The sequence below is a fragment of the Piscinibacter sp. genome (genome assembly GCF_050175855.1).
Classification (GTDB): domain Bacteria; phylum Pseudomonadota; class Gammaproteobacteria; order Burkholderiales; family Burkholderiaceae_C; genus Piscinibacter.
On the sequence record NZ_JBFXIO010000284.1, the window covers coordinates 1 to 6,960 of the forward strand.

Annotated in this window: 6 protein-coding genes; 1 reads left to right on the forward strand and 5 read right to left on the reverse strand. The window is 70.6% G+C overall.

Annotation, left to right across the window (positions count from 1 at the left end):
* Nucleotides 1-105: 105 nt before the first annotated feature.
* The 5 genes from AB7U92_RS18860 to AB7U92_RS18880 form a co-directional block, all read right to left on the reverse strand.
* Nucleotides 106-546, reverse strand: a complete 441-nt coding sequence (locus AB7U92_RS18860) for a hypothetical protein (protein WP_428580470.1) — start codon at nucleotides 544-546, stop codon at nucleotides 106-108.
* Nucleotides 547-727: 181 nt separating this feature from the next.
* Nucleotides 728-2,005: a Glu/Leu/Phe/Val family dehydrogenase gene (locus AB7U92_RS18865; protein ID WP_428580473.1), complete on the reverse strand. Its 1,278-nt coding sequence runs from the start codon at nucleotides 2,003-2,005 to the stop codon at nucleotides 728-730.
* Nucleotides 2,006-2,173: 168 nt separating this feature from the next.
* Complete coding sequence (gene proC, locus AB7U92_RS18870) at nucleotides 2,174-2,986, reverse strand: pyrroline-5-carboxylate reductase (protein WP_428580476.1); 813 nt, start codon at nucleotides 2,984-2,986, stop codon at nucleotides 2,174-2,176.
* Nucleotides 2,987-2,996: 10 nt separating this feature from the next.
* Nucleotides 2,997-3,419, reverse strand: coding sequence for a hypothetical protein (locus AB7U92_RS18875; RefSeq protein ID WP_428580479.1), 423 nt, complete (start codon nucleotides 3,417-3,419; stop codon nucleotides 2,997-2,999).
* Nucleotides 3,420-3,449: 30 nt separating this feature from the next.
* Nucleotides 3,450-6,434, reverse strand: coding sequence for an L-glutamate gamma-semialdehyde dehydrogenase (locus AB7U92_RS18880; protein ID WP_428580482.1), 2,985 nt, complete (start codon nucleotides 6,432-6,434; stop codon nucleotides 3,450-3,452).
* Nucleotides 6,435-6,547: 113 nt separating this feature from the next.
* Between AB7U92_RS18880 and AB7U92_RS18885 the strand changes: the two genes are divergently transcribed.
* Nucleotides 6,548-6,960, forward strand: a 413-nt coding sequence (locus AB7U92_RS18885) for a winged helix-turn-helix transcriptional regulator (protein WP_428580485.1), incomplete at its 3' end; no start/stop codon positions are given.

Genomic DNA, 6,960 nt, shown 5'->3' on the forward strand with positions numbered 1-6,960 from the left:
GACAGTCGGAGAATCTTCGCGCGCATACCTGGTTTGGTATTGCGTGTACTCAAGGCCCGGCATCGACCTCGCGCTGCCGGGCCGCAGTGTCAGCGAATCAACGCGTCACTTGCCACCGCCACCGCCGCCACCGCCGCCGCCGCCGCCACCTCCGCCCCCGCCGCCGCCGGCACCACCACCGGCGCCTGTGCCGGCACCCCGGCCGGGCCCGCGGCCTGCCGGCGGTGCGTCGGGCAGCGTCACGCCGCGCTCCTTGGCGCGCACCTTCATGCGCTCATGGTGCTCGGCGCGGATCTGCTCGCGCTCCTGCTCGGTCTTGGCGGCGCGCATGCGGTTGCGGTACTCGTTGCGCTCCTGCCTCGTCATCAGCTTGGAGCCGAAGATGTCGCGGTCGCGGATCTGGTCGCGCGTGCGGTCCTGATCGCGGGTCTGGTCAGCCGTCTTGTCGCGCGTCTGGTCGCGATCACGGGTCTGGTCCTGGGCCATGGCCGCCGACGCCGTCAGGGCGCCGGCGATCAGCCAGGGAATCACTCGTCTTGCCTTCATTGCCTGTTCTCCTTGTTGGGAAGCACGTCTTCAGGCATTCCACAAGAGCGGCATACCTGAAGGGGCATGATGGAAAGGCGTGTACCGACCCGTATTGAGGACGATCAACAGCCGCCCGCACCCCGCAACAATTTGGCAAGCGAGTGTCACGACGCGGCCCGGGCGGGCCGGTGCCCGGTGATCAGGGGTACAGGCCGCGCTCCTCGCGCGCGATCAGGATGCGCTCGCAGGCCACCGCGAAGGTGGCGGTGCGCAGCGTGACCTTGTGCTTGTCGGCCGTGTCCCAGATGCGCTTGAGCGCGCCGACCATGATCTTGTCGAGCTTCATGTTGATCTCGTCCTCGGTCCAGAAGAACGAGCTGAAGTCCTGCACCCACTCGAAGTAGCTGACGGTCACGCCGCCGGCGTTGCAGATCACGTCGGGCACGACGAGCACGCCGCGGTCGGCGAGGATGTCGTCGGCCGAGGGCAGCGTCGGGCCGTTGGCGCCTTCGAGCACCAGCTTCGCGCTGGTGCGCTGCGCGCGCTCGGGCGTGATCTGGCTTTCCAGCGCGGCGGGGATGAGGATGTCGCACTTCACGTCCCAGAACGACTCGTCGTCGATCTTGTCGGCACCCTTGAAGTCGCCCACGCCGCCGTACTGCTTGAGCGTGGGCATCAGCTCGGCCATGTCGATGCCGCGGTCGTTGAAGATGGTGCCGGTGTGGTCCTGGATGGCGACGATCTTCGCGCCGGCCTGGGCGAACAGCTCGGCCGCCGCCGAGCCGACGTTGCCGAAACCCTGCACCGCCACGCGCGCACCGTCGAGGTTCAGGCCGATGCGCCGCGCCGCCTCGCGGCCGGTGACGAACACGCCGCGGCCGGTGGCCTTGACGCGGCCGAGCGAGCCGCCGAGGTGGATGGGCTTGCCCGTCACCACGCCGGTGGCGGTGGTGCCGGTGTTCATCGAGTACGTGTCCATCATCCACGCCATGATCTGCGGGTTGGTGTTCACGTCGGGCGCCGGGATGTCCTGGTGCGGGCCGATGATGATGCCGATCTCGCTGGTGTAGCGGCGCGTCATGCGCTCGAGCTCCTTGTGCGAGAGCTGCTTCGGGTCGACACGGATGCCGCCCTTGGCGCCGCCGTAGGGCAGGTTCACCGCGGCATTCTTGATCGACATCCATGCGGCCAGCGCCATCACCTCCTCGAGCGTGACGTCCGGGTGGTAGCGCACGCCGCCCTTGCCCGGCCCGCGCGACAGGTTGTGCTGCACGCGGTAGCCCTCGAAGTGCGCCACGCTGCCGTCGTCGAGCTCGATGGGCACGTCGACGATCAACGTGCGCTTGGGGCGCTTGAGCGTCTCGCCCCAGCGGGCCAGGTGGCCGAGGTAGGGCAGCACGCGGTCGACCTGCGAGAGGTAGGTCTGCCAGGGGCCGTTCGGGTGCGGGGTGACGTAGGACAGCGGGCTCAGGATCATGGTGTCTCCGTGGGTGGTCATGCCTGCTCGGGCGCGCTCGTGACGAGGCCGGCGGCATGGGGCGAGACTGTAGGCCCGGGGGCGCCGAGTTTTTCACCATGCGCCATGCCAGCTTTGCATGGCTTGCGCTGCGCGCGGCATGCGCGGCGCGGGTTTGACCGGCCGGGCTCAGCCGAACTGGTCGCCCAGTTCCTTCGCGCGCTGCTGCGCCGCCTTGAGCGCCTTCACGAACGCCGCCTTCACGCCGCTGTTCTCGAGCGAGTTGAGCGCTGCATAGGTGGTGCCGCCCTTGGAGGTGACGCGCTCGCGCAGCACCTCCGGCGGCTCGTTCGACGCCTGCGCCAGCGCCGTGGCGCCGGCGAAGGTGGTCAGCGCGAGCTGCTTGCCCTGCTCGGCGCTCAGGCCCATCTCCTGCGCCGCCTGCATCATCGCCTCGACGAAGTAGAAGACGTAGGCCGGGCCCGAGCCCGACAGCGCGGTGACGGCGTCGAGATCCTCCTCGCGGGCCACCCACAGCGTGCGGCCGGTGGGCGCGAGCAAGGCCTCGGCGGTGCGACGCTCGTCGGCGCTCACCGCATCGCGCGCGTACAGGCCGGCGATCCCCTGGCCGATCAGCGCGGGCGTGTTGGGCATGCTGCGCACCACGCGCTGGCTGCCGGTGGCGCGCACGATCGCATCGCTGCGGATGCCGGCCATCACGCTGAACTGCAGCGCGCCGTGCACGTGGGCCGCGCAGGGTGCGGCGGCCTCGTTGAACAACTGCGGCTTGACCGCCCATACCACCACCTTGGCCTGCGCCAGCGCGGCATCGGCCGCGGCCTGGGTGCGCACGCCGTGCTCGGCGGCGAGCCTGGCGCGCTGCGCATCGCCCGGGTCGATCACGAGGATGGAATCGCTGCGGCGGCCGGCGGCCACCAGCCCGCCGATGATGGCCGCAGCCATGTTGCCGCCGCCGATGAAGGCCAGCACGTCTTGCGTCATCGCGGAATCCTCACTGCGAAGCGGCGGAGGCCGGTGCGGCCGGCTGCGTGGGCAGCGACACGCCGGGGCCGAGCGGGATGTCGGGCGTCTCGGCGATGCGGGTCACGAAGTAGCGCGTGTCGCCGAAGCAGCTGGTCGGCAGGCCGACCTTCTCCTCGTAGTGCAGGCTGACGCGCTTGCCCATTGCCGCGCTGATCTTCTGCGCCACCGCCTCGTCGTGGACCGTGAAGTAGAACTTCTCCACCGTGCTGCCCGGCAACGACACGAGGGCGAGTTCGCCCTCCCACGTCTTGCACAGCCAGCCCTTGTGGGAGAACTTCTGCACCCAGCCGGCGCGCTCGCCGCTGGAGTAGCTCCAGTTCAGGAAGATGCCGAACCAGGCGGCGGCGAGCAGGAGCAGCGCGACGATGGCGATGACGATGTTCTTGACCATGACCGTTATCGTCGCATACCGCCTGCGGCTTCAATGCGACAGCCCGGCGAGCAACTCCACGTTGCCGCCGGCCGCAGCGGTGTTGACCGTCAGCGTCTGCTCGGCGCAGAAGCGGTAGAGGTAGTGGGGCCCGCCGGCCTTCGGCCCGGTGCCCGACAAGCCCTCGCCGCCGAACGGCTGCACACCGACCACCGCGCCGATCATGTTGCGGTTGACATAGACGTTGCCAATGCGCGCGGCCTGAGCGATGCGCAGCGCACGGCCGTCGATGCGCGTCTGCACGCCCAGCGTGAGGCCATAGCCGAGCGCATTGACCTGCGCCACCACGGCCTCGATGTCGCCGCGCCAGCGCACCACGTGCAGCACCGGGCCGAAGATCTCCTGCTTCAGCTCGACCACCGACTTCAGCTCGAACGCCACCGGTGCAATCAGGCGGTCGGCGGTGGAGCTGACCGGCGTCTCGCCAATCAGGCGCGCCTCGCGGCGCAGCCGCTCCACATGGGCACGCAGGCCGGCGAAGGCCTCGGCGTCGATCACCGGGCCGACGTCAGTGGCCAGCCGGGCCGGGTCGCCCACGGCCAGCTCGGCCATCGCGCCGCGGATCATCTCGATCACCGCCTCGGCCACGCCCTCGTGCACCAGCAGCAGCCGCAGCGCGGAGCAGCGCTGGCCCGCCGAGCGGAAGGCGCTGGTCACGACGGCGTCGACCACCTGCTCGGGCAGCGCGGTGCTGTCGACGATCATCGCGTTGATGCCGCCGGTCTCGGCGATCAGCGGCACGATGGGGCCATCCTTGGCGGCGAGCGCGCGGTTGATGAGGCGCGCCACCGCCGTCGAGCCGGTGAAGCACACGCCGGCGCAGCGTGCATCGGCCACCAGTGCGGCGCCGACGGTCTCGCCGGGGCCGTGCAGCAGCGCCAGTGCATCGGCCGGCACGCCGGCCTCGTGCAGCAGCGCCACCATGCGCTGTGCCACCACCGGCGTCTGCTCGGCGGGCTTGGCGGCCACGGTGTTGCCGGCCACCAGCGCCGCTGCCACCTGGCCGGCGAAGATCGCCAGCGGGAAGTTCCACGGGCTGATGCAGACGAACACGCCGCGGCCGTGCAGGCGCAGCTCGTTGTGCTCGCCAGTCGGGCCGGGCAGGGCCTGCACCGCCAGGCGCTGCTCGGCCTGCTCGGCGTAGTAGCGCAGGAAGTCGACCGCCTCACGCACCTCGGCCACGCAGTCGGCCAGCGTCTTGTGCGCCTCCTTGACCAGCAGGCCGCAGAACTCGGGCAGGCGGGCGTCGAGCGCATCGGCCGCTCGGCGCAGCACCGTGGCGCGTTCGGCCACCGGCCGCGCGCTCCAGCGCGGGAAGGCGGCCTGCAGGCGCTGCATGGCGGCGTCGATCGCCACGGGCGCCGCTTCCGGCACCGGCTCCAGCCGCGTCGCCGCCACGGCAGCCAGCAGCGGTTCGCGCTGCGCGGGCACGGCGAGGTCGGCGCCGGTCGAGTTCTTCCGCGTGCCGTACAGCGCGCCCGGCATCGGCACGCCCGGTGCCGCGGCCGGCACCAGTGGCGAGGCCAGCAGCGCCTCGACGTCGACTTGCGGATCGGCGAGCTGGTGCACGAACGACGAGTTCGCGCCGTTCTCGAGCAGCCGCCGCACCAGGTAGGCGAGCAGGTCGCGGTGCTCGCCCACCGGCGCATAGATGCGCACCGGCACGCTCGCGTCGGCCATCACCTCGCGGTACACGCCTTCGCCCATGCCGTGCAGGCGCTGCATCTCGAAGCCGGCGTCGCTGCCTTCGGCCATCTGCAGGATGGCGGCAATGGTGCCGGCGTTGTGGGTGGCGAACTGCGGATAGATCACCTCGGCGTGCGACAGCAGCGCACGCGCGCAGGCGAGGTAGGAGATGTCGGTGTGGTGCTTGTGGGTGAACACCGGGTAGCCCGCCAGGCCGAGCTCCTGCGCGCGCTTGACCTCGCCGTCCCAGTAGGCGCCCTTGACCAGGCGCACCATGAAGCGCAGGTCGTGGGCGCGTGCGATGCGCGCGACCTCGTCGACGACGGCCAGCGAGCGGGTCTGGTAGGCCTGCACCGCCAGGCCGAAGCCGCGCCAGGCCGGGAACGACGCGGCGATGCGCGCGGCCAGCGCCTCGAAGACGTCGAGCGAGAGTTCGAGCCGGTCGCTCTCCTCGGCGTCGATGGTGAGGTTCATGTCGGCGCGCGCCGCCGCCTCGACCAGCGTCCACACCCGCGGCAGCAGCTCGGCGAACACCCGCTCGCGCTGCGCCACCTCGTAGCGCGAGAACAGCGCGCTGAGCTTGATCGAGATGCCATCCGACGATTCCGGGCCTTCGCTTCGGCGTGCGTCGGCAATGCGCGCGATCGCCTTCGCATAGGCCACGAGGTAGCGCTGCGCATCGGCCTCGGTGCGCGCGCCTTCGCCGAGCATGTCGTAGCTGAAGCGCAGGGCACCCTGGGTGCGGCGCTGCGCGTCGGCCTCGGCCATCGCTTCGCCGATGTGGCGGCCGAGCACGAACTGGCGGCCGAGCAGCTGGATCGCCCGCACCGTGGCCGCCACCACCGTCTGCGCGCCCAGGCGCCTGAGCAGCCCGGCATCGTGCTCGGCATCGGGCAGGAAACGCTTGGACATCGCGATCGCGCTCGCCGACAGGCTGGCCAGCATGCGGTGCGGGCCTTCACCGGCGTGGGCCTCGAAGCTCGCCTTGCCGAGCTGGTCGGCCGTGAGCGCGATGGCGGTCTCGGCATCGGGCACGCGCAGCAGAGCCTCGGCCAGCCGCATCAGCGCCAGGCCCTCGGCACTCGAGATCGGGTACTCGCGCAGCAGCGACTCCATCGCCCAGAACGGCGCTGGCGTGTCGCGCACGGCTTGCACCCAGGGCGTGGCGCGTGCCGCGGCGCGGGGCCAGTCGAGCCAGCCCGACAGGGTCTGCAGTGCGGCGGCAAGCACCTGCGGTTCCGGCCGGCAGGGCTCGGGCAGGCGGGCGGTCTCGGGCGGGGCGACGAACATGGCGGGACTCCGTGAAGGCGATCGGCCTCGAAGAAGTTGCTAGGTTAGACAGTCCCAGCTAGCATTAATCTCCAAAGCACGATCAACTAGCCGAACGAAGCTCGGCCAACACGATGAGCACTGACGACAGCCCGCGCGCCCTCTCGCTCGACAAGATCGACATCCGCATCCTGCGCGTGCTGCAGAAGGACGGGCGCATCTCCAACCTCAAGCTGGCCGAGGAGGTGCATCTGTCGCCGACCGCGGTGCTCGAGCGCGTGAAGCGGCTGACGCGCGACGGTTTCATCCTCGGCTACGAGGCGCGGCTGAACCCCGACAAGCTCGGCGCCGGCATGCTGGTCTTCATCGAGGTGGTGCTCGACCGCACCACGCACGACGCGATGAACGCCTTCAAGGCCGCCGTGCAGGTGCGCGCCGAGATCCAGGAATGCCACCCGGTGGCCGGCGGCTTCGACTACCTGATCAAGACGCGTGTGGCCAACATGCAGGCCTACCGCGAGCTGGTGGGCTCGGTGATCTGGGCGCT

Excerpts from the sequence above, each read along its gene's own strand:
- AB7U92_RS18860 (WP_428580470.1), bottom strand. The coding sequence starts at position 546 with ATGAAGGCAAGACGAGTGATTCCCTGGCTGATCGCCGGCGCCCTGACG.
- AB7U92_RS18865 (WP_428580473.1), bottom strand. The coding sequence starts at position 2,005 with ATGATCCTGAGCCCGCTGTCCTACGTCACCCCGCACCCGAACGGCCCC.
- proC (WP_428580476.1), bottom strand. The coding sequence starts at position 2,986 with ATGACGCAAGACGTGCTGGCCTTCATCGGCGGCGGCAACATGGCTGCG.
- AB7U92_RS18875 (WP_428580479.1), bottom strand. The coding sequence starts at position 3,419 with ATGGTCAAGAACATCGTCATCGCCATCGTCGCGCTGCTCCTGCTCGCC.
- AB7U92_RS18880 (WP_428580482.1), bottom strand. The coding sequence starts at position 6,434 with ATGTTCGTCGCCCCGCCCGAGACCGCCCGCCTGCCCGAGCCCTGCCGG.